The organism is Algoriphagus iocasae, assembly GCF_014206875.1.
Taxonomy (GTDB): domain Bacteria; phylum Bacteroidota; class Bacteroidia; order Cytophagales; family Cyclobacteriaceae; genus Algoriphagus; species Algoriphagus iocasae.
The window spans coordinates 1,148,015-1,169,163 of sequence record NZ_JACIJO010000003.1 but is presented as its reverse complement, the minus strand read 5'-3'; the positions used below and the strand labels follow the sequence as shown (position 1 = coordinate 1,169,163).

The following is a 21,149-nucleotide window of genomic DNA, read 5'->3' as shown; positions in this document are numbered from 1 at the left end:
GGTGCACAAAAAAATAGGTCAATACTATTTAGCTGAAGAAACCCCTCCTAAAGCCGGAGCAATGATCAATACTTTTCGGGCCTTTGGATATAATCTTCAAACCGCAATTGCCGATATTATTGACAATAGCATTTCTGCTAGAGCCACAAACGTTTGGATAGATTATAAGTGGGCAGGTGAAAATTCCTCAGTATCAATCACTGACAACGGAACAGGGATGGACAAAGTCGAATTGATCCTTGCTATGACCCCGGGCAGCAAAGACCCCAAGGATGAGCGTGAGTCGCATGACCTAGGGAGGTTTGGTCTTGGACTTAAAACCTCCTCATTTTCTCAATGTAAAGCGCTCACGGTTTTGACTAAGAAGGAGAAACATAGCACAATCAAAAGGCATTGGGATCTGGACTTTGTCAATGAGACAGGTAAATGGAATTTGCTAGACTACCTATCTGATGAAAGCTATCAGGAACGACTAGAAAAATTTGATCAAGGAACTATCGTGCTTTGGGAAAAGCTGGATCGGTTGGTCGGCAACGCTAATATTCACAATGAAGCAGCAAGAACTGTATTTCTAGAAGAGTTTGAAAAGCTAGAAGAACATCTCAGCCTAGTCTTTCATCGATTCATGGAAAGAAAAAAGTTGTCCATCTGGATGAATGGCAATAAACTGGAACCATGGGATCCCTTTATGAAAGAATCAGAAGGAGGCCAGTTGATAGCACAGGAAACCCTTGATAAAAATCAGGTTAGCATCAAATGTTATGTACTCCCACACATTTCCAAACTAAATCAGGAAGAGCGTAAAAAAGCAAAAACAGAAGAATGGTACCGCCTGCAAGGTTTTTATATTTATCGCAACAGCCGTTTGCTACTTTATGGAGATTGGCTTGGGCTATTCCCCAAAAATGAGCATTTCAAGAATGCAAGAATCCTAATTGACATCCCAAATATTCTGGACCATGATTGGAAAATAGACATAAAGAAAGCCACGGCCACACCTTCACTTTCAGTTCGTAAAGACCTTATTCGTCTTGGAAAAATGACTCGGAAAGCAGCTGGTACGGTTCACCGGTTCAGAGGCAATCAGATAATGTTGGATGATTCCATCACAAGTTTTGACTTTCAACCGGTTTGGAAAGCAAAAAAAGGAAGGGATGATGTCCGGCATTATTACATCAATGAGGAACATGCTATTATTAAAAGTCTGCTTGAGAAGAAATTGATAACCGCATCAGAATTCAGCTCAGTTCTGAAATTGATTGGTGAAACTACACCTGTGGAATCTATTATTCAGTTTCACAGTGAAGAACCTGAAAGTCATGAGCTAAGAGATAATCAAACTGAACCGGATTCTGGCACAATAGAATTGGCCAAAATGATGTACGGGTCACTGAAATCCACCGGAATGAATCGTGAATTAGCCATAAAGCAGATTTTTAATATAGAGCCATTCAACCAGTACACACAGTTAATCGAATATTTTGAATAATGGATCATTTTGAAAGTGCCCGTAATATCGCTCATGTCCTGCTGACGAAACACCACCGGTCGGAACTTAACGCAGAGATCATTGCAGCAGAAGTTGAAAATGTATTCCTGATGCCCGGATTTGATCGTGCAATCAAGGACGATCTGATCGCTCAGCTGGAAGCTGATTTTGAGATTTACTCTGGTCAGGCCACACAACTGATAGATAAAGATGTAAAACCCTGGCTGAATGATGTTAAAGCATCAATTCAGTGGGAATTGTGGAACCGATATCGTTCATATCTCAAAACAAAGGACGGTTCTTTTCCTGTGGATAACCTGGATGACCTCACAGACAAAATTCTGGATAAGTGTATCAATCCAAAAACTTCCGGACCATGGGACAGAAGAGGCATGGTTGTAGGGAATGTGCAATCAGGAAAGACCGCTAACTATACAGGATTGATCAACAAGGCAACGGATGCCGGCTATAAACTTATTATTGTGATCGCAGGATTACACAATACGCTTCGGTCGCAAACGCAGGTAAGGATTGATGAAGGATATATCGGACGTAACAGTGCTGATTTAATTTTGAGAGGTAAAACCAATCGCATAGGTGTTGGTAATTACAAAGTTGATACGGAAATCTACTCCTATACTTCATCTGATGATAAAGGAGACTTTAACAGGGGAATAGCTACCAGACTGAATGTTCCAATAAGAGGGAAAAGCCCTACTGTTCTTGTAATCAAAAAGTACAAAAGCGTTCTGGAAAATCTAATCCTTTGGCTCAACCAGTTTGCCGTTGAAGTTGCTCCAGGAAACAGAAAGATTCATAATGTTCCTGTTCTGGTAATTGATGATGAAGCAGATAATGCTTCTGTCAATTCCGGAACTGAAATAGATGTTAGAACCATTAACAGACTTATCAGGACATTATTAAACCTGTTCAATCAAAACACCTTTATCGGTTATACGGCCACACCTTATGCAAACCTCTTTATCCCTTCAACATGGAGTGAAGAGCTCGAAACCATGGTGAAGGATGTAAGGTTAAAAGTTGGTGAAGACTTGTTTCCACGTGACTTTATCATAAATATTCCTCCACCATCCAACTATATAGGAGCAGCACAGGTTTTCGGATTCGAGAACGAAAAAACCGGAGAAGAGTTTGAAGGCTTGGATATCATTCGTCTTGCAGAAGATCAGGAGCCTTGGTTTCCCCGTTCAATAAACCGCAATAACAGGGATATACTTCCTGATGATGTTCCGGGATCACTTAAAGATGCTATTAAATCATTTATTCTAACATGTGCAATCAGACGCCTCAGAGGACAGGAAAAAAAGCATAACTCTATGCTTATACACGTTGCACTCAGGGTAGCATGGATTGACCGAATCGCATGGCTCGTAAATGAAATACTGAGAGATTATAAAAGACAAATCAAATCAGGACAAGGTGATCTTTTAACAGAACTGGAGGATCTCTACAAAAACGATTTTATTCCAACGACAGAAGAAGTACTTGAAAATCTTTCCTATTCTGACCCAAAAATAAAACCCTTGATCTGGGATAAGGTAAAATCTGAATTGATCAATGCGGTAACCAAAATAGAAGTTCGGGCAGTACATGGAACAAAAAACACCCGTGATCTTGAATACCACAATATTGAAGAAATCAACTACGGAAAATATGAAAATGGACTGTCAGTAATAGCAGTAGGTGGAAATAAACTGGCTCGTGGCATTACGCTGGAGGGTTTATCAGTCAGCTATTATCTGCGTACTACGCGTATGTATGATTCTCTTATGCAAATGGGAAGGTGGTTCGGCTACCGCCCTGGTTATGTTGATCTCTGCAGGTTATATACAACCGAACAACTGGTAAACTGGTATCGACACGTGACCATGGCCACGGAGGAAATGCGGGCAGATTTTGATGAGTTGGCAGCTCGAAACCTGCGTCCTGAAGATTTTCAGCTAAAGGTACGAACACATCCCGGTATGTTGCTTATTACCTCTGTAACCAGAATGAGAGATCATGAGCGAATACAGGTAGGCTTTTCTGGTAAACTGATCCAAACTTATGCATTTGAAAAGTCATCAGCTGTGGTAAATTCAAACTATCAGTCGTTCACAAATCTTCTAAATCGGCTTGCCAGTCCTGAAAAGCAACAATCAGTTCGGGGGATAAATGGTTTGTTATGGAAGAATGTGAGTTCAACTATTGTATCTGATTTTATCGCCTCCTACCAGTCAGGCTACATTCGCAGTGATATATTAAGGTCATACATTGAAAAGCAAAACCAACATGGTAAACTTACAGAATGGTCAGTTGCTGTCATTTTGAATACAGGTAATACGATTACCACAAAAGGTGATCTCAGTGGTAAACCAGTTCAATCACATCTGTTCAGCTGGAGTGATGGAAATATTACTGCCGGACTGCCCGCCCGTAACCTTGAAAACGGACTGACAGAACTAATAGTTAAGGGGAACAAAAATGCCATTCTGGATAAAAGAGCCAGAATGATAGATCTGCAATTTGATTTTGAGCCAACAGAGCAGGAAATAAAAGACAAACGGAATTGTGAAGAAACTCCTCTTTTAGTAATAATGCCTCTGGACCCAAGGATCTCTCCCGACATTGACAAAAACATACCCTTAGTTGGTTTTGGATTGATCTTCCCGGAATTTGATGGAGAGGCAACTTATGAATATGCCGCCCGACCTATTCAAAACGAATTTGAAGAAATTCTTCAGGACGATGACGATACTGAAGATGATGGGTGAAATAAAAAAGTTATGGCTTGAACAGGAATCTATATCCGGAAAGAATGTGGTGAGAAAACGGATTGATTCAATTTCCGGATTGAATTGTTTCATTGGACTCATTGGAGTAACGGGTGCCAGAATGTTTCAAATGGAACTGGATACAACAGCTGCATTACATAAAAACTACCTGAGAAAATTCCGTGGGGTGGAAATACAAGCAATACCTTACAGCCAATCCCACACTGAATACACTATCATTCTACTTGAAAAAGAACTGAAGGAAATTTTCACAATGTTCATAGAGGACATTATTGAAAAACTTGGTCCGGTCGCTGAACCTCAGGAAGCTCTTACGTTAATTAACCAAAGGGTAAATTATTGGAAAAAACTCTTTTCCAAAGCAACAGGAGAATTTTTATCTGCTGATAAACAGAGAGGGTTATTCGGGGAACTTTTCTTTCTCAGTTTACTGCTTCAGAACTCATCAAATCATCAGGAAGCTTTGCACTCATGGAGAGGTGCGGAAAGTGCAAACCAAGATTTTGCAAAGGATGGAAACGCAGTAGAGATTAAAACAACTAAAGCAAACAATCCCTCAGTATATGTTTCAAATGAGCAGCAACTTGATTTTACTGCATGGGATCATCTCTTCCTTGGCTTGATTTCGGTAACTGAAACAACAGGAAATCAGAATTCGCTTGTCGCCATTATAGAAGAAATAAAGGATTTGATAAATCACGACCCTGAACTGACAGAAGAGTTTGAAACTAGGCTTGAACATGCAGGAGTAAGTGGTGACATGATTGAAAACTATAATGAGATTAGTTATTCAGTAAATAATGTGAGGTTCTTCAAGATTCAGAATGGATTCCCCGTGATCCTAAAAGGTAATCTACTTAGTGATGCTATATATAATGTAAAATATCAGATTGATATTTCATCCTGTGGTCCATTTGAAGTTCCAGAAGCAGATGTATTTAGAACAATGATATGAGCCAAATAACAGGAACTTTACACACTGACTTTGAACTCGAACAGTATCTTCAGGAGCTTTATCATGAAGTCAACTCACTTACCTATGCAGATGAGGACGGAAATTCCAAAGAGAATAAATTCACAGAGCATGTAATGGAGCTATTGGCGGAAGCAGGAGAAACTGACAGTATAAGACTGTGTCCCTATATCAAGGAAAATAAACTGGAAAACATCCAATTTAAGATCAATGGTTACGCAATTGAAGAGGGCTTTGAGACACTTGACATTTTTATAGCCTCTTTTCAAGATACCAATCAGCTATATCGAATCGGTAAATCTGATTTCGAAAAATTAATTAAATGGCCGACTGGTTTCATTAACGCAGCTTTCAAAGGTCATTTGGAGGATATAGAACCTTCCTCGGAAGCTTTTGGCCTTGCTAAACTAATACGTGATAATTATAAGGATATCATTCGCATAAATATTTTCATCATTTCAAATGGAAATATCCCACATGATCCTCCGGTGAATTATTCAATTAAAGGTCTTGAAGAGGTTGTTTTCAATTTTCAAGTTTGGGATGCAGAGCGTCTACATCGTCTTTCGCAGTCAAAGTACAATAGAGAGCCAATTGAAATAGATTTCAAAAAAAAGTTGGGAGCCGTACTCCCATGTCTTTCAATGCCTTCCGGCAATGATCTTTATGAATGTTATTTGGCGATAGTCCCTGGAAGTATTTTGTCCAACCTCTATCAGAATTATGGTACTAGACTTTTGGAAAGCAATGTCCGAGCCTTCTTGCAACAAAACGGTAAAATCAACAAGGGAATCCGTGAGACAATCAGACAGGAGCCATATATGTTTTTACCATACAACAACGGGATTGCAACTACAGCACAAGAAGTAAAAACTGAAAGAAATGAAAGCGGTCATTTAGTAATCACTGCAGTAAAGGACTTTCAAATAGTCAATGGAGGCCAAACAACTGCCTCGCTGTTTCATACCGGAAAGAGATTTAAGGCTGATATCTCGAAGGTGTTCGTCCAGATGAAGCTGACCGTCATTAAGGACGAAGACAAAAAGAACGAAGCGGTACCTTATATATCGAGGTATGCAAATTCCCAGAATCCGGTTTCTGAACTTGATTTGACATCCAACAATCCGTTCCTTCAACGGCTGGAGGAACTTTCCAGAACATCCTATTCCATTGATCCTTCGGACACAAATAAGCAAACAGTTTGGTTTCTTGAAAGGGTAAAAGGACAGTACAAAGAAGCGTTGAACAAAGAACCAACAAAAGGAAAAAAGGATGCCTTCGTACTAAAATATCCACGAAACCAAGTTATTGTTAAGTCGGAAATAGCAAAATATGTTAATGTCTGGAATCAGCAGCCCTATCATGTTTCCAAGGGTGCTCAAAAAAACTACAATCAGTTTTTAAAAGAAGTAGAAAAGGATTTTAAAAAGAAAAAACCCAGCCGAATTTACTGGCAAGACATTGTCGCAAATGCAATCCTCTTTAAAGTAGCTGACAAACTATTCGGCCGGAAAAACCAAGATCCAATTGGAGACACAAACATCAAGTCCCAAACAGTGACCTATGCCCTATCCTACATTCATTTTTTGACTGACAATCGCCTTAACCTAGCAATAATATGGGAAAAGCAATACGTGCCAGGAGATCTTCAATTAGAGTTGAAAAAGGCATTAAAATTTGTTTATGGCTTTCTTAACAATTTGAATGTTGCTCTTATAAGTGAGGCTGCAAAGTCAGAAAAAACATGGGCATCACTAAAAGGCTTAAAAGAACATAACCTGGACATGGGTGTTATCCGAAAATACCTGATAGACGAAAGAGAATATAAATCCAGATACGAATCAGACAGCACTTCTCTAGAAGAAAGCCAGAAATACAACAAACTTCAAAAAATCACATCTCTCGGGCTTAGGTTCTGGGACGGATTGTTTCTATATAATCTGCAAACGGGTATCTTATCTAATTATCAGGAGACAAATGTTTCGATGATAAGAAAAGTCCTAAAAGAGTCTGGAAGCCTTTCTGATCAACTTATTGAAAAAGGCGCTAGTATTGTTGATTTTTTGACTGAAAAAAATATTGATTTTGAAAAGGTTATAGCAATAAGCAAACTTGACGAAAAAGACCTCATTGACCCAGCAGAATTATACAATAGACTCGAAAAACTTGAAAACGATGATTGGAAAAGAATTATCGATCTTGGAGAACAAACACAAACCTTGGGATTTAATGAGCTAAGCGTGATACGCTCAGTTCAACAGAAAATAAAGCGAAAAGAAACTGTTGATTTAAAACGATTGGAGATAGTGGAGAGCGCAATTAAGAAATTGAAGAGGTTTGGGTTAAGAGTGTGATAAGACAAATCCTTTTCCAGATATACCAAAGTTCTCAAACGCTATTATCAATATAGTGGAAATCCCAGTCAACTAAAAACTAATAATATGGATATAAAAGAAAAATCAATTTATGCAGTTTCACTTTTAAAAGAGGCAATTTTAGAAGTAATTAAACAAAATCCTGAGGGGATTATTAACAATGAAATTGCTCGTTTACTTAAGCTTGAATCAGACTTTGAAGGTAATCAGAAGAATTATCTTTCTTGGTCTGTGGTAGGTTTACTCGTAAATGAGGGCAAAGTGAAATACAAAAAAGTTGGTTCACGTAAACTATATTTTATTGGTTAAAATGGTGGTTGTAATTGCCCAAGCTCCTATTTCCCCCTTCATGTCAAAATCCCAAAACACCAACACAGTCCAACTATTGAATTGGTAATTGGTATTGACTTCTTAGTCACGCTGTATTTTACTATAGAACCGGGGATTGGGAAATTAAGCCTAATGAAAAAATATTCGTACTTTTGAAGAGTTAGATCTGATCAAGCTTCTTTCGGAAACGAAACGTAATCAGGTAAAAGAAATGGCCTGCATATCGGTGCGGGCCTTTTTCGTTTCCATCTGTCAGGAAATCGAATCCATTGGTAAAAACTGCACCACTTGACTTCTGCTTTAAAGCGAATAAGCCATTGATGAAAACTAATAAATTTTATTTCAATTTTTTTTTGCTATTACCTAATAAAGCAAACCGGAGCTATTTTTTAAAAAAAAGCATCAACTCCTTAAAATGCCTTAACACAATATTCAAACAGGCACCCAACTCCCCTTTCACCTCAAAATCCCAAAACCTCAATACTGTCCAGCCTTTGGATTGATAGTAGGCATTGATTTCCAGGTCCCTCTCCATATTCCGCACGATCTTGGCGATCCAGAATTCCCGGTTGGGCCTGATAGCATGTTATGTTTCACTTTCATACTTAAAATCGGAGTAACAATCAAAACAGTGATACTCTTTTTTAAAGGAGGGAATGGGAATCCAAAAAAATATCAGAATCCCAGCGACCAATGATAGCTTTCTACTTTTTGCAATATTATCTGAACCACAATTTGGACAGAGTTGATTGTTTTTTTGTTTATCACTCATCTCTTAATCAATCAAACCTCTAATGCTATCTCTTTTCAACTTTACTTTCTGGAAATCAGCGTTAATATCATTATTTCTATCCCACTTTTCCCTCTCTTCAATGTACTCAGAGTAGTACTTTTCAGCAGATGACCAATCTTCATTTAGCTCATAAACACTTGCTAATTGAGATTTGTAATCCTCATTTATTTCGACTGCACTTTTCAAATAATCTATAGCTTCCTCATAATTCCCCAATTGAACTTGGCAATATGCCATACCAGCAAACCCATTTGGATTTTTAAAACCATAAATCATTGAATTACTGAAATTCTCGCTTGCAAGGCTAAAAGAGTCCAATTGTACATAACCATAGGCCAGCATTAAATATAGATTTTCATTGTTAGGGTATGATGTAGACAATAATTCTTTTGAATAATTGACTGCCAATTGGGGATTGGGATAAATAAGGCTATCAATTATTGGAAGATGGAAGTTCTCTAGTTTATCGGTTAATTCTTTTTCTTTTTTCTGTCGTATTTCACTTAAGCGCTCTTCTTTGGATGGCAGGTTAATAATGAAAACTATTGCAGATATCAGAATCATAATAATCCCGGCAAGAATTAGCCCTCTAATTTCTACAGGCCACTTCTTAACTACTGGGATTTTGTTTGTTCGATTATCAATCCACTTAAAAATCCACGACGGTTTTTCATCCTCAATATCTAACAGTCCAGCTTCTTTTAATAGTGGATAAGCTTTTTCGTAATCTGATTCCGATATTTGTAACTTGATTCCTCCCACTGCATTTGATAAGAAATTATAAGCTTGTACCGTTAATTCATCCTTTAGAAATACAGCTATCCCTTGGGATTCAAGTTTGGATTTTATGACATGGGCCTGATGAGGATACTGAAAAGTGGCAACCGTTACAAATCTGTTCATAGTTAAGAGAAGAGGGAGTGAAAAATTTCCAAAAGTAAATGGAGGAATTGCATGTGAAAATAGACCTTATCAAAAAGAATGGGGCTGTCAGAAAGATTTACATTTTTTGCTAGAAATATCAGGAAAACTAAAAACAAATCCTACCTACTACCAAAAGCTGGCAATGTACTAAAACTAATAATTGAATAAATGCAGAGGGCAGGTTAGCAATAACTAATTATTCAATTTTAAATACTTCCTTTTAAAAAGGTAAATGCTTGTATTTAAAAAAACTGAACTGCACATAAATAGAAATATCTTCAATTCAAACCCATTTAATATTAGTTCTAATCCAAACATGAAAATAAATATCCATAGGCAAAGCTGCAAGTAGAATAATTGGTTAAATAGCCATTTTTGAGGCTTTTTAGTTGATTTCACTTTCAGTCTTTTTGAGAGGATCTTCAATAAACATTTTGGCAAATTCCCTGCAGCTCTCTATTAACTCTTGGATGAGTTCATCCCGCAAAGCCTTTATCCCTGATACTGTGGCCATATCGTACTTTCCAGCTAATTCCACTCTATTTTTAGCCATAGAAGCTCCGGTACATTTATCCAGTATCTGTTTGGGAGCCAAATCCAGCGTGTCGCTTTTTGAGGTCTCTTCCAGGCATATGCATAAATCCTTTGCAGTCTTCTTTAGAATATCCTGAGAAAAGGACGGAGTGACTTGAAAAATGCAGAATAGCATCATAACTGGGATGCTCTTGTATATTTTAATCATAGAACTTAATGAAAACTGACTTAAAATTTAATTTAAAAATCCCATTTATACACTATTGGGATTTGGCTAAAGCCCCATTTAGGATGTTAATCCTTTGAGGAATGGGCTGAAGCCACATTCCTATTTATTTTGGTTTCAAAATAACTTGTATTCGTCGAAATGAGCTAACACCCTATTTAAAATAGTACCGAGCTCTTCTTTCACCTCAAAATCCCAAAACCTCAATACTGTCCAGCTTTTTGATTTGTAGTAGGCGTTGATTTCCATGTCCCGTTCCATATTCCGCTCGATCTTGGCGATCCAGAATTCCCGGTTGGACTTGATGGCTTCTCTCCTATTCTCCCAGTCGTAGCCATGCCAGAAGGTACCATCTACGAAGATGACGAGTTTGTATTTTTTCAGACTGATATCGGGTTTGCCTGGAAGTTTATGCTTTGGGGTTTTGTACCTCACGCCTGCATGCCATAGTGCTTTCTTTAATAACTTCTCTGGTTTGGTGTTCTGTCCTCTGATTTTGGACATGTTAAAGGATCGGGCTTTGGTAGTGTAAAAGCCGTTCTCTTCCGAGAATCTGGGGACAGCTACTTTAGGTCGTATGTAAGGTTTAGATTTCAATCCTCCCAAATTACTAAAAAGTAATTGATCGATTTAAATACATGATGGGGTACCTTCGACCCCCCATCCCCCCCTTTCGAGGTACCCCCTCCCACCTCCGAGCCCCCTGATTGAACCTTTTTGCCTCAAGCTTGAACCTATTTGTTTCGACTTTGAGCCTTTTTGCCTCGACGTTGAACCAATTTGGTTTGAGCCCGAAGCAATTTGCTTCAATCAAGATGCTATTTGATTCAAGTTTGAACCTATTTGCCTTGAGCTTGAGCCTATTTGGTTGATTGTTTAAGCTTTTTGCCTCTAACGTGAAGCATTTTGCCTTGAGGCTGAACCTTTCTATGGGGTGATCCGATTCCATCCTAAAAAAAACAGCGAGCCAAAGGATTCGGACTCGCTGTTTGGCGTTAAGTAGTATTAATTAGGGATTAAGCAACTTCACTCTTTACTCCGGACTGCTACTGCTTGATTTTCTTGTAAATCGTTTTTTCAGGTCTTCATAGATCCCTTTCGCGTTCGGAGCATTTAATCTAGCGGCATATTTGGTCGTGTTGTAATACCCCAATCCACCTTCCAGTGTTTCTGATCCCGCCAGCATCACGGTATCACTGAGGTTGTCACACAATAGATTTGCCGCTTTCAAAATGGGATCCAGACCATTGACAGCTTTCCAATCCTTTTGCATTTCCTCTACAGGAAGAAAAGGAGGTAAAAACTGAGGTTCTGATACCACATAATCCATCACCTTTTCTACAAAGGGTCTGGTACCATCTGACATTTTGAGGATAGTTCTCCTATCCTCTGGAGTCAGCGCAATTAAAAAAGGAGCTAAAATAGTCCTGGCAGCATTGACATGTTCCAGTGCTGCGGCGAGATCCGCTTCGGGAATCTCAATGGAGATACGATTTTCTATCGCCATAGTGAAAAATAGTTAAGTGAGAAATAAAAATTAATTACATCTAAAATAATCGTTTTCAAATGAAAACCTATCTCTTAGTGAAAAAATAATAATTACGTTTTAGATAGATTTAAAAAAAAAGGTCCGGACTTATATGCCCGGACCCTTTCTCCTATTCCATTCTATTTGTCAATTATTTTAGATTTCCTGAAAGATCTGTTTCAATTAGGAAAATGTCTTTCTTGCCATGATTCATTCCTTCAAATAACTGATCGTTGGATTCCGTGGTACCACCCAGAATTAAACCTCCATTTTTGGAAAGTGTCAAGCTAGACTTTGTGAATTTTTGGGAATCTGCACCAAAAGGCATGGAGAAATAGCCTTCACTTTTTGTTCCTCCATAGGCTTTAATCGACTTTTTATTTAAATACGAGTCAACTTTCATCATGACTAAATCACTCTCTCCAATATAAAGGTTGGCCAAATCAATATCTTGAGAATCAGAGCAGCCGAGTACAAAGAACTCATTTGAAGCAGGAGATTTCAATAGGGCCATTCCTATATCTGTCTGATTTCCTCCAAACAATCGTAAAGTCCCCAAACCAGATCCAGAAGGAGCCAAATCCATCAAAAACAAGTTTGAACCACTCAAGCCATTATTGTAAAAGTCTCCATCAGTAGAAGTCGTGGAACCTACTAATAACAGGCTATTTTGATTTTGTACAATATCATATGCTATATCAGTCCCTGATCCGCTATAAACTGCTTTGGAAAGCTGATTGCCGTTTGAGTCCATATTAATCACCAGGATATCTTCTTGATTCTGTGCACCTCTTGGTTGCTGCGTTCCCACAATCTTGATGTTGTTATCATTGGTTTCAATCAAAGCAGTTCCCTCATCATCCTCGAATGAACCATAATTTCTAGACCATAACAAGTCACCAGCTTCTGAGATCCACATGAGAACAATGTCTTTTCCACCAATTTTATTGCCTGGTACCTGATTGCAACATTCTCCCTCTGTAGTTCCCATCAAAACATAAAATCCAAGTTTGGACTGGATCATAGAGTTAGAGAAGATAGCAGTGGAATTAGCTCCAAAACTATTCAACCAAATGGTGCTACCGCTTGGGGAAACCTTCAGATGAAAAATGTCTGTTTGTCCTTTTTTCTTTCCAGAAAAATCACCGTCTGAGGAAGTAAATGATCCGGTAAGTGAATAAGTCCCATCGTTGTTTTCAATTACATTGCTTGTATAGTCATTGCCACTTCCTCCAATCACTTTTACCCATTCTACGACCAAATCAGGTGATACCTGAATCAAAAAGGCATCTTGGCCACCTTTTGACAAACCTTCAAAAATACCATCGCTTGAGTTGGTAGTACCTGCCAATAGATAACTTCCTCCGGAAACTTTCAGCACTTTTGTCAATACATCATCTTCTGAACCTCCCAAAAGTAAAGCAGAGATTTTAGGGGCAAATATGGCAGTCACTTCTGTCTCTTCGGTGATATTGAGTTGCGCTGGAACCATGTTTCCTTCAATAGCCCCAGTCCATTTCTGGAAGACCCATCCTTCTTTTGGTTTTGGGGTCAACTCCACTAGTGACCCATGCGGATATTCCCTTCCTGAAGGGTTTTCTACCAATCGCTCTTCAACAGTTCCTTCCCCTTGAATCGTAATTGTCAATGGATAAGGTTTCTTTTCAAAGACTGCCAGGACTTCATTATCGCTTTCCAGCAATAAATTTAGCGTTGTTGAAGTTCCACTCCCATCCAATTGCCATTCTTTAAAGATCCAATTGGGTTCAGGTACGGCAGTCATTTCTAACATCTGCCCTTCGTATAAGTTTTCTGTGGAATAATTTACTTTACCAGCATCTGCAGGAGTTATTTCTACTCTTAGATTGACAGTTTCTAGCGGTTTCTCGGTTTCGCAGGAAACCATCAAAATACTTCCTACAAAAAACAGGAAGTAGATAATCTGTTTACGCATTGATTTTTTATTATTAATTGAAATGTTTCGAGCTCAAAACTAAAGAATTTTTTATAAGGGGAATTAAAAAGATAGTAATTCATAAAAGAAAAGGATAAGCGGAAATTAGACCGCAAAACTAAATCCAATCTTATTTTAAATGATTCTGCATGGTGTTTGCATTTTTTTAAGAAAGACGATATGAAACTTTCAAAAAACAAATTTCAAATTCTATCCGCACTTCTTTCTTTAGGAGTTGCTGCACTTGCAAAAGCAGCCGTGGATAATCGATATGAGGCTATAACTGGGAAACCAGCACCTAAAAATCCTGAAACAGCAGAGGCATCAATTGGAAATGTGATATTATACACAGCCATTTCAGCTGCAATTGGAATCACAGCCAAATTGGTAGTGCGGAAATATTTTACCAAACAGTGGAAAAAAGTCGACGGCGAAGTTCCAAAGCATTTGAATTAGGAAGGATAGAAATAAAAAAGATTGGATAATTTTTTGGAATAACCTTTTCATTTATAAGCTATTAATAAAGCCTAGATATACAGCTAAACCCCAAATTTATATTTAGCTATAAATTCTTCGTATTCCTCTTGAAATGACTTCTTCATGTGATGTTGTTCTTGATTTTTAATATAAGATCTAACATTCTCAAGAATAGATTCTGACACCGAAACTGAAAAATATTCATCCTGCCATTCAAATTTCTCTGAAGTCAATTGATTTTTATTGATCCAGAATGAAGATTCACCTTTGATCAGTTGTATAACTTTTTGAATTGTCTGATTTACTCCAAGTGAAACTAAGCAATGGCAATGGTCCGAAAAACCACTAACATGGTCCACAAAGATCCCTTTAGATTTCAAATTTTCTCTAATATGATCCCATACTTTTAATCTTAAATCTTTAGAATCTAAAAAAGGAAAGCGGTTTTTTGTACTCCATACAAAATGGATATAGACTTTATTGTATGACATAAAAAATATTTAATTGTATATCTAATTTAATAGATTTCCCGAATTTAAATGAGAAAGGAATGGGCTAAAGCCCGGATTAAATAAACATACTTTAATAGAAATGGCCTAAAGTGCCATTCCTATTGATAAGGTCAAATAATGAAATCATGGAAATGATTAATTATTCAAATTCCAAAAAACCTAATTCTCATCATCAATAGACATCGAAATCCCATCAATAGCCTCTTGCCCCGATACAGATCGGGACTGGAGGCTAAAAAGAAATGGCTAAAGCCCTAAATAAAATATCAATCGCTTATTTGGAATTGCCTAAAGCGCCATTCTTATTGATAAGGTCAAATAATTAAATATGAATATCCTCTTTTGCACCACCACCCTTTTATTATTTGATTGAAGAGACGGAAGAAAGAAGACCGAAGACAGGAGCAAGCTAGACCTGAAATTCAAGGCTTCTTTTTTGCAGTCTAAAGTTTATACTGGGAAGATTACGGTTAATCAAATAATCAAATCATGGATATGATTTATTATTCATATTGCAATAAAATCAGGCCTCGAGTTGCAATCACTTATTTTTAAATTCCCTCAGATTTTTTTTTATCAGTAGGATCTGGAATATACTTAGTTGATTTTTCTTTTGCCTTGATATAAACGTCCTGCTGAGGAAATGGAATATGAATTCCTTTTAGCCTAAATGCCTTATGAATTTTGTTTATCAGATCTCCTTTTGTGGGCACATAATCAAAATAATTGCCTATCCAGCAAATAATTTGAATATCTATACTACTAGAGGAGAATTCTTTAGGAGCAACTCTAGGATTGGGATAGCTTTTTATCCTACTATCCTCTCTGATCAAATCGAAAACTACCTCCAACACCAAGTCTATATCGGATCCATAGGCAACACCCACGGTGAAATCCAACTTTCTGCCCTTTCCAGTAGTCCAGTTGATCAACTGCTTGCTGATTAAATCACTGTTTGGGATTACTACTGTAGATCCTTCAAACATACTCACAATACTACTTCGTATGCCTATGGATTTCATAGTGCCAGGTTTCCCGTCAATTTCTATCAAATCCCCAGCCTGTACAGGATTTTCAAATGCAATGATAAAACCACTCACGAGGTTAGCAACCAAACTCTGCAATCCCAGTCCTATTCCCACACTCAATGCTCCAAGGATGATGGTGATTTTATCCAATGGTATTCCTGAAGCAGCAAATGCAAGAAACAGACCCAAGCAAATCACAAATACCTGTGCCAAGGAAAGCCAACTGCTTAAACTCACCTTTTTACGTTCTTCAGGATTATGGGTCACTTCCGGCTCTGTGGTAAACAGCGAAAGTGTTTTTGAAATTAATGCTGCAGCAAGTAGGATTACCACGAAAATAAAGATCCCCTTTATAGAAAATGTATAGGAACCTACAGTTCTGGTTTCTACGAGAAAATCATTTATGGCACTGTAAATTTCAGAGAAGAAGTAAAAATTCTTACCCAAAAGAACAGCCCAGCCTACTACCAAAAGCTTGTAGACAATTGCTGGGGCCTGAGAACCTACTCGTTCAAAATTGATAAAAAATAAATTTTTGCTGTAATGATGGTAAATCTTGCTTGAAATAGTCAACGCCTGATTTAAAAGTCTTACTGACCAAAGCAGCAGTATACCCACTACCACTCCCATATATCCTGCAAAAAGAAAGGATTTGCTTAAGTTATACCTTCCGCCCAAGATCAGAATTATCGAGATGGCTTCAAAAATCCCCATCAATGCTATAAAATAGACAATCCTCTTTTCCTTTAAAAGTTTATGGAATCCGAATGCCGGAATGGCAATGGCTATTAGGACCCCAAGTGATGCCAGAATTATTATCAATGGGACTTCCTTATGGTGAGGAATCAGATTCATGGAAAATAACCCAGTTAAAATCATCACCAGAGTCATTACAATCCAGAAATAGAGCCATACCTTATTTAAATATCCGATAAAATATAAGGAAAGGCTCACAGCACTTACTATCCAAATCATCAAATAAAAGCTAAAGGGGGGCATGGGGAATATAAACTGAAGAATAGATGGTGCTATTACTAAGCTGGACAAAGTGATATGACTTAGTACATTTTCTTTCTCTGATAAAGAAGGACTATCGGCATCATTGTTAATTTTCTTCTTTAAGTTGCGCAGAAAAAGTGCAAATATGAAGGTAAGAATCACAGCCAAAATGATTCTCCATCTGTAAAGCTGAAGGTACATGAAAAAGGCCGCTTTTTCTTTATAGAATGAAAGCGCATATCCCTGCTTAAAAGATCCATTCCAGAAAAGGTCAGTTGATTCTTCCTTGATTTCCCGCTTCAGAATACCCGAATTTAAATTAGCAGAGTAATTTCGTTGAAGCGTAAGATTTTCACGTACCTCAAAAAGTAAGGCATTGATACTTACTTGCATACTGTCAACAGCTTTTAAATTGACAGTAAGCCTTTCTGCAATAGGACCAATTTCATTCGCGATTTCAAGTAACCGATTAAAGTATGCCTTCGCTTCCATTGAGTCGCTGGGAAACTGATACAGTTCCTCATGTGAGTTGATAGAATCCAGCATGTACTGCGAAAATCTCAGTCGATCTGCATAGGTATCCACTTTTTGTTTGGCCTTGGAGATTTTTTTTTCTAATTCTCCCAGTACAGAAGAAGTAACCATTAAATTTCTTTCGGAAGGTACATGAGTTTGGAATTGAGAAGCAGAATCCAATAACTGGTCTAAAAGAACTCTGCTCTTTTCAAGCTCCATACCTAAATCAAGAATTTTGGGATACTCTTTTAAATCGCTTTCCGAAGCCAGGGCATGATTCTTCAGCTGCTCTACCAAATGTGTCTGCTTGAGATAAATTTTTCTTTTCTTGAAATCCTCCTTCCCTGCTTGCGTCGATTGATCGCTGAATACTCTTAAAAATTTTCTGAAATCACTGCGGTATAATTGTCCTAAATCCAAGCTGTCTTCTTTCAAGCCAACTGTGTCGAGCCTAGATAAAGTATCCTCCGGCAATAATAAACTTGATGCTGAAGAATTACTGACAGGGAAAATAAGAGCCAGCATCAACACCGCTGCAAATGGAAAAAAAATATTTCCATTTAAGGAAAACAAATTTCCTCTTTTTGAGATTAATGATTTAAACATCTTTATCAGGGATATCTATAAAGAAGCAATATGCTAATTTGATGAAATATTATAAATATTAGCATAAATAAATTTGGAAAATTAATTTTTAAAGAATTTATTTGAATCATGTAATATTTTTCTAAACCTTTTTTCATTATGAAATCCATCACACTAATCTTTGCAATGTTATTTTTATTAGCATCAAATGCTTATTCACAAGCTAAACAAGATGTATTAACATTAAACTCCGGAGAGAGAAAAGAAGGGAAGGTTACCGGAATCACGGATACTTCGGTAAAATTTAGATATCCAGGTGAAGAATTTGATTATGAAATTAAAAAGACAGATCTAAGCCAGATTGAATTTGCAAGTGGCAGAATAGAAAAATTCTCCGCGGGGGACTCTATGACCGGTGGTATGCCCACGTCAAATCCTGGAAGCTCCCCTGATAGACATAATAAATTAGCTGTGCTACCATTTGCCTTTATTTCAAATGATCCAGGGATGCAATCCGGATCAATGGGGACCCTCACACAGAGCACCACTGCCAATTTTGTGAAAGGTGAGTATGGAACACTTACTCTTCAGGATCCAATGACTACCAATGCAATACTAGCCAAGAACAATATTAAACCTGATAATCTTGCGGCATACACTCCCGATGAACTTGCTAAGTTATTGGGGGTGGAATTTATTATCTATGGAACAGTAAATATCACCAATAAGGGCACTTCCACTTATGGTTCGGCTGGCACAACTTTTAATGAAAAGCAGACGTCCACCTATGATTCAAACAAAAGCAGTGAGAAGACAAAAGGAGGAGCATACACTTCTAGCGTTTCTTCTACTACCATAGAATATGATACTACTGTAGATCTTCGAATGTTTAATGACAGGGGAGATAACTTGTATAGTCAATCAAGACATGTATTTGGAACAGCTTCTGATGCTTACAAAGGCGGAGTGGAATACATGATTAAGCGTACTCCATTTGGTTCGAAATACGGTAAGAAGTAACTAAGTATTGGTGGTATCACCAATGGTAGAAACCCAAATAAACGCCTCTTTTTCTGTGTTAATATAATCCTATAATGTTTAAGTCTCATTGATAAATGAGAAGATAGAGGATATATATTTTTACTATCAATTAGTACAATAAAATTTCTCATATGAAGAACATTATAGCACTTATATGTACAGCGTTTCTTTTACAGTCATGTATTAAAGAGGAACCAAAAAATCCTGAAGCTGATATCCTCAGTTTTCAATTGGATGAAAGCCTGCTTACAGGTAAAACAGTGATTAACCAGTCCAACAATACTATTCAACTGTTTTTGACTGGCGAAGCATTTGATTCTGGGGTTGCCCCCATTATTGAGATAAGTCCAAATGCCTCTATCAGCCCAAATTCTCTAGATTCTATCCATTTTGACAATGGACCAGTCGAATATGTAGTGACTTCCCAAGCAGGCTTCAATAAAAAAACATATACTGTAGAAGTGGCTAATGTGGGTAACTGGACATTTGACTTTGAAGACTGGAAAGCCCATCCTGATGATAAGTATGAATACCCATTCGAAAGTAATGGTTCGGAGATCTGGACATCCGGAAATCCAGGAGTAGCTTTATCTGGAATCCCCAAGATAGCAAGTGCTTATCCGACCCGCTCTACCACTGATGCCTACTCAGGTTCTAAAGCTGCTGAGATAGTCACAATTCCAGGTACCGAATTATCAGAATTTTTAGGGATTTATCTTTATGCCGGTTCTCTATTTATGGGGGATTTTAATTCTTCGGTTGTCCTTATCAATCCCTTATCGGCCACTGAGTTTGGAGAACCCTATATCGGAACCCCAGATCGTTTTGTTGGCTATTATAAATATACTCCCGGAAATACTTTTCAGGATGAAAACAAAAATCCAGTGTCTGGAAAAGTAGATGAGTGCTCACTTTATGCAGTCTTGTTTACCGGGCCCGAACGACTAAATGGTTCAAACATTAACACCTCAGATAAGGTAATTGCTACTGCAAAACTCCCTGATGGATCAGCTAGAGCAGAATACACCAAATTTGATATTCCATTTATATACAAAGCAGATTGGGATTCCACAGCCACAAATCTTATGGTTGCTATAGTTGCATCATCCAGTAGCGAGGGAGACCGCTACAGGGGGGCTTTAGGAAGCAGATTGGTAGTGGATAGTCTTGCCATTGTTCCCAGATAAAACAGCCCTAAAGTGTAGCATAGCAGGAAATTGTGAACTAGCTGTAGAATAGACTTTTATGTTAATAAACGGTTAGTCAGAAAACTTTCTATTAAAATATGGCGGGCATGATGAAACACCTTAACTCTGAAAACATGAAAAAAAATATACTTATTTTAATTGTTATTTTCTTGACTTTACACAAGTCGGTAGTAGCTCAGGAGGACTCAAAAAGCAATATGGATGTATATATCCATGTTGGTTATAATCTAGGTGGATTGGCACCAGTTTCCTTCCCTAATACTATACGGGAAATTAAGAGTTACTCACCAGGATTTTCCCCTGTAATTGGTTTAGAAAGCTCATATAAACTAAAGGGTGGATGGGGTATTGGTAGTGGTATTGGCCTAGATTGGAAGGGTATGAAAGTAACAGACCGCGTCCAGTATTTCCACACGATAATTACGATGGATGGATCTTCCTTGGAAGGCGACTTTACTGGCACAAATACAACCAATGTGAAGAACATGTACCTTTCTATCCCTTTATATGCTTCATATACTACTGAAAATAGATGGAGATTTAAAGGGGGGATGTATTTTGCATGGCTGCTTGATGGCTCTTTTACTGGGTCAGTGTCTGACGGCTATCTAAGAAAAGGTAATTCACTTGGGGAAAAAGTAGAAGTAGATTATGCTGCTTTTGATTTCAGCGATGAGCTCAATAATTTTGATTTGGGTATATCGGTAGGGGCAGAAAAATATCTATTTGGAAATTTTGGGGTTGCCGGGAATCTCAAATGGGGTTTAATTCCAGGATTTCCAGAATCCTTTACTGGAATAGATTTCAATATGTACAACATCTATCTAGATCTCGGCATAACGTATAAAATTTTCTAAAATAG

At 37.8% G+C, this 21,149-nt stretch carries 17 protein-coding genes; 9 read left to right on the top strand and 8 right to left on the bottom strand.

The features are described 5' to 3' along the window. Window position 1: 1 nt before the first annotated feature. The 5 genes from FHS59_RS19190 (at window position 2) to FHS59_RS19170 (ending at window position 7,941) form a co-directional block, all read left to right on the top strand. Complete coding sequence (locus FHS59_RS19190; protein WP_184497073.1) at window positions 2-1,489, top strand: ATP-binding protein; 1,488 nt, start codon at window positions 2-4, stop codon at window positions 1,487-1,489. Beyond that, window positions 1,489-4,263, top strand: coding sequence for a Z1 domain-containing protein (locus tag FHS59_RS19185; RefSeq protein WP_184497071.1), 2,775 nt, complete (start codon window positions 1,489-1,491; stop codon window positions 4,261-4,263). The genes FHS59_RS19190 and FHS59_RS19185 overlap by 1 nt, the downstream gene beginning before the upstream one ends. Then, window positions 4,238-5,239 (top strand): PD-(D/E)XK motif protein, encoded by a 1,002-nt coding sequence (locus FHS59_RS19180; RefSeq protein WP_184497069.1) that lies wholly within the window; start codon window positions 4,238-4,240, stop codon window positions 5,237-5,239. The genes FHS59_RS19185 and FHS59_RS19180 overlap by 26 nt, the downstream gene beginning before the upstream one ends. After that, window positions 5,236-7,611, top strand: a complete 2,376-nt coding sequence (locus FHS59_RS19175; RefSeq protein ID WP_184497067.1) for an AIPR family protein — start codon at window positions 5,236-5,238, stop codon at window positions 7,609-7,611. Before FHS59_RS19180 ends, FHS59_RS19175 begins: the two co-directional genes overlap by 4 nt. 87 nt (window positions 7,612-7,698) lie before the next feature. After that, on the top strand, window positions 7,699-7,941 hold the full coding sequence (locus tag FHS59_RS19170; RefSeq protein WP_184497065.1) for a hypothetical protein: 243 nt from the start codon (window positions 7,699-7,701) through the stop codon (window positions 7,939-7,941). A gap of 403 nt (window positions 7,942-8,344) precedes the next feature. On the opposite strand, the gene FHS59_RS19165 is transcribed toward FHS59_RS19170, so the two are convergent. The 6 genes from FHS59_RS19165 to FHS59_RS19140 all read right to left on the bottom strand — a co-directional run bounded on the left by FHS59_RS19165 (window position 8,345) and on the right by FHS59_RS19140 (window position 13,921). Then, window positions 8,345-8,497 (bottom strand): DUF559 domain-containing protein, encoded by a 153-nt coding sequence (locus tag FHS59_RS19165; RefSeq protein ID WP_184497063.1) that lies wholly within the window; start codon window positions 8,495-8,497, stop codon window positions 8,345-8,347. A gap of 240 nt (window positions 8,498-8,737) precedes the next feature. Continuing rightward, entirely contained in the window at window positions 8,738-9,658 is a 921-nt protein-coding gene (locus FHS59_RS19160) for a putative signal transducing protein (protein ID WP_184497060.1), read from the bottom strand. A gap of 406 nt (window positions 9,659-10,064) precedes the next feature. Beyond that, window positions 10,065-10,421 (bottom strand): hypothetical protein, encoded by a 357-nt coding sequence (locus tag FHS59_RS19155; RefSeq protein ID WP_184497058.1) that lies wholly within the window; start codon window positions 10,419-10,421, stop codon window positions 10,065-10,067. A gap of 135 nt (window positions 10,422-10,556) precedes the next feature. Beyond that, the gene (locus tag FHS59_RS19150; protein WP_262890877.1) at window positions 10,557-11,036 is read right to left on the bottom strand and encodes a very short patch repair endonuclease; all 480 of its coding nucleotides are present in this window, start codon (window positions 11,034-11,036) and stop codon (window positions 10,557-10,559) included. A gap of 436 nt (window positions 11,037-11,472) precedes the next feature. After that, window positions 11,473-11,946, bottom strand: a complete 474-nt coding sequence (locus FHS59_RS19145; RefSeq protein ID WP_221444538.1) for a hypothetical protein — start codon at window positions 11,944-11,946, stop codon at window positions 11,473-11,475. Window positions 11,947-12,118: 172 nt separating this feature from the next. Then, window positions 12,119-13,921, bottom strand: coding sequence for an InlB B-repeat-containing protein (locus tag FHS59_RS19140; protein ID WP_184497054.1), 1,803 nt, complete (start codon window positions 13,919-13,921; stop codon window positions 12,119-12,121). 180 nt (window positions 13,922-14,101) lie between these two features. On the opposite strand from FHS59_RS19140, the gene FHS59_RS19135 reads away from it, so the two are divergent. Next, entirely contained in the window at window positions 14,102-14,377 is a 276-nt protein-coding gene (locus FHS59_RS19135) for a DUF4235 domain-containing protein (protein WP_184497052.1), read from the top strand. A gap of 83 nt (window positions 14,378-14,460) precedes the next feature. Here the strand turns inward: FHS59_RS19135 and tnpA are convergent, their stop codons facing one another. Together tnpA and FHS59_RS19125 are read right to left on the bottom strand one after the other, a co-directional pair. Further along, on the bottom strand, window positions 14,461-14,889 hold the full coding sequence (gene tnpA, locus FHS59_RS19130) for an IS200/IS605 family transposase (protein ID WP_184497050.1): 429 nt from the start codon (window positions 14,887-14,889) through the stop codon (window positions 14,461-14,463). Window positions 14,890-15,461: 572 nt separating this feature from the next. Continuing rightward, window positions 15,462-18,059, bottom strand: coding sequence for a mechanosensitive ion channel family protein (locus FHS59_RS19125; RefSeq protein ID WP_184497048.1), 2,598 nt, complete (start codon window positions 18,057-18,059; stop codon window positions 15,462-15,464). A gap of 138 nt (window positions 18,060-18,197) precedes the next feature. Here FHS59_RS19125 and FHS59_RS19120 point away from each other — a divergent pair, with 138 nt between their 5' ends. The 3 genes from FHS59_RS19120 (at window position 18,198) to FHS59_RS19110 (ending at window position 21,144) form a co-directional block, all read left to right on the top strand. Next, window positions 18,198-19,058 (top strand): hypothetical protein, encoded by an 861-nt coding sequence (locus FHS59_RS19120; protein ID WP_184497046.1) that lies wholly within the window; start codon window positions 18,198-18,200, stop codon window positions 19,056-19,058. A gap of 152 nt (window positions 19,059-19,210) precedes the next feature. Continuing rightward, window positions 19,211-20,266: a PCMD domain-containing protein gene (locus tag FHS59_RS19115; RefSeq protein WP_184497043.1), complete on the top strand. Its 1,056-nt coding sequence runs from the start codon at window positions 19,211-19,213 to the stop codon at window positions 20,264-20,266. Between the two features lie 107 nt (window positions 20,267-20,373). Beyond that, window positions 20,374-21,144 (top strand): outer membrane beta-barrel protein, encoded by a 771-nt coding sequence (locus tag FHS59_RS19110; protein WP_184497035.1) that lies wholly within the window; start codon window positions 20,374-20,376, stop codon window positions 21,142-21,144. Window positions 21,145-21,149 lie beyond the last annotated feature (5 nt).

Coding starts and splice junctions, on each gene's coding strand:
- FHS59_RS19135 (WP_184497052.1), top strand. CDS start 14,102: ATGAAACTTTCAAAAAACAAATTTCAAATTCTATCCGCACTTCTTTCT.
- FHS59_RS19145 (WP_221444538.1), bottom strand. CDS start 11,946: ATGGCGATAGAAAATCGTATCTCCATTGAGATTCCCGAAGCGGATCTC.
- FHS59_RS19160 (WP_184497060.1), bottom strand. CDS start 9,658: ATGAACAGATTTGTAACGGTTGCCACTTTTCAGTATCCTCATCAGGCC.
- tnpA (WP_184497050.1), bottom strand. CDS start 14,889: ATGTCATACAATAAAGTCTATATCCATTTTGTATGGAGTACAAAAAAC.
- FHS59_RS19140 (WP_184497054.1), bottom strand. CDS start 13,921: ATGCGTAAACAGATTATCTACTTCCTGTTTTTTGTAGGAAGTATTTTG.
- FHS59_RS19110 (WP_184497035.1), top strand. CDS start 20,374: ATGATGAAACACCTTAACTCTGAAAACATGAAAAAAAATATACTTATT.
- FHS59_RS19180 (WP_184497069.1), top strand. CDS start 4,238: ATGACGATACTGAAGATGATGGGTGAAATAAAAAAGTTATGGCTTGAA.
- FHS59_RS19125 (WP_184497048.1), bottom strand. CDS start 18,059: ATGTTTAAATCATTAATCTCAAAAAGAGGAAATTTGTTTTCCTTAAAT.
- FHS59_RS19170 (WP_184497065.1), top strand. CDS start 7,699: ATGGATATAAAAGAAAAATCAATTTATGCAGTTTCACTTTTAAAAGAG.
- FHS59_RS19115 (WP_184497043.1), top strand. CDS start 19,211: ATGAAGAACATTATAGCACTTATATGTACAGCGTTTCTTTTACAGTCA.
- FHS59_RS19155 (WP_184497058.1), bottom strand. CDS start 10,421: ATGATTAAAATATACAAGAGCATCCCAGTTATGATGCTATTCTGCATT.
- FHS59_RS19120 (WP_184497046.1), top strand. CDS start 18,198: ATGAAATCCATCACACTAATCTTTGCAATGTTATTTTTATTAGCATCA.
- FHS59_RS19185 (WP_184497071.1), top strand. CDS start 1,489: ATGGATCATTTTGAAAGTGCCCGTAATATCGCTCATGTCCTGCTGACG.
- FHS59_RS19165 (WP_184497063.1), bottom strand. CDS start 8,497: ATGGAGAGGGACCTGGAAATCAATGCCTACTATCAATCCAAAGGCTGG.
- FHS59_RS19175 (WP_184497067.1), top strand. CDS start 5,236: ATGAGCCAAATAACAGGAACTTTACACACTGACTTTGAACTCGAACAG.